Annotated in this window: 1 protein-coding gene and 2 pseudogenes; 2 read left to right on the plus strand and 1 reads right to left on the minus strand. The window is 46.1% G+C overall.

The annotated features are described in order from the left end of the window. A pseudogene (locus tag R7Z78_RS24520) lies at positions 1-232 on the minus strand (hypothetical protein); the annotation flags it as partial. Between the two features lie 150 nt (positions 233-382). On the opposite strand from R7Z78_RS24520, the gene R7Z78_RS24525 reads away from it, so the two are divergent. Further along, positions 383-658: a GNAT family N-acetyltransferase gene (locus R7Z78_RS24525; RefSeq protein WP_169643809.1), complete on the plus strand. Its 276-nt coding sequence runs from the start codon at positions 383-385 to the stop codon at positions 656-658. 2 nt (positions 659-660) lie between these two features. Further along, positions 661-1192: pseudogene (locus tag R7Z78_RS24530) on the plus strand (phosphotransferase); the annotation flags it as partial.

The following is a 1192-nucleotide window of genomic DNA, read 5'->3' on the forward strand; positions in this document are numbered from 1 at the left end:
CTTCATCGGAAATATTCGGAACTTCGATCAATGCCGTATTGTTAGAATGGCAGCCGACAAACGTACTGGTGGTGATGAACTTCGTTCCAACAGGCGTGGTCACATTGAGAGTGACTTCACTACCATGCTCAACCATCGCCATTGCATCGGTGCTGTTTAATGTGGTGGCCTGACGTTCTGGTGCTCTCTTACTCTGCAGAGGTAGATTGCCGTCTCTGGCACTGGTTATCATATTTCTCATTCTTATTGTCGTACCTGATTTGAGAAGAGGTGACTGCTATGAAATTTAGCACTAAACGACTGGGTGTCTTTGCGTGGTAATGATTTTATTCAGTGATATAGTTTGATTCAATAAATCCGTAACAAAATTAGAGAAGAAGATATGCATAAAGTGATTCACGACACTGAAAGTGGCCTCTTTTGGGTTGATTTAGAGCAAGACTTCAAAGCAAAAGTGGTCTACGAGTTGAAAAATGATGTGATGCACATAACATCGACGGTCGTACCAGAAGAGCTGCGAGGCAAAGGTTATGGCAAAGTAATGATGGCAGCGGTACTCCCAGAAATTGAAGCACTGGGTTATAAAATCGACCCGGTTTGCCCGTATGTGGCGCATTACATCAACCGTAACCAAGCTTGGTCGCATCTTCTTGCTTGAGTATGAATGACCACCACCTTTTGTATCAAAATATCAGCCAGGATCTTGATCTCGGTGCATTGCTGTCGAGCGAAGTAATCCAGTCACTTTGGGGCGGTTACGGAGAATTGGTTCGGCTGATATTCGCTAAACGCTCTGTCATTGTAAAACACGTCAAATTGCCTAAACCTTCTGAACACCCTAGAGGCTGGAATACAGACCGTTCTCACCAAAGGAAGCTGCACTCTGATCAGGTTGAAGTCAGTTGGTACGCGCATTTTTCCGGTGTCATGGACTCGCACTGTCGGGTTCCACAAGGCTTAAAAACGTTCCAGTCGGAGAATGAATGGCTCATTGTGATGGAAGATCTCGCCGAGGCGGGTTTTCCAAAAGTCATCACCGATGCAAAGCTAGAACATCTACGAGCCTGCCTTACTTGGTTGGCGAATTTTCATGCGCGCTACATCGGTGTTTGCTCGGATAAGCTGTGGCATACCGGCACGTATTGGCACTTGGCAACCAGACCCGATGAGCTTGAGGCGTTGCAAGAAAGTG

Source organism: Vibrio sp. 1167, from assembly GCF_033340375.1.
GTDB classification, from domain to species: domain Bacteria; phylum Pseudomonadota; class Gammaproteobacteria; order Enterobacterales; family Vibrionaceae; genus Vibrio; species Vibrio alginolyticus.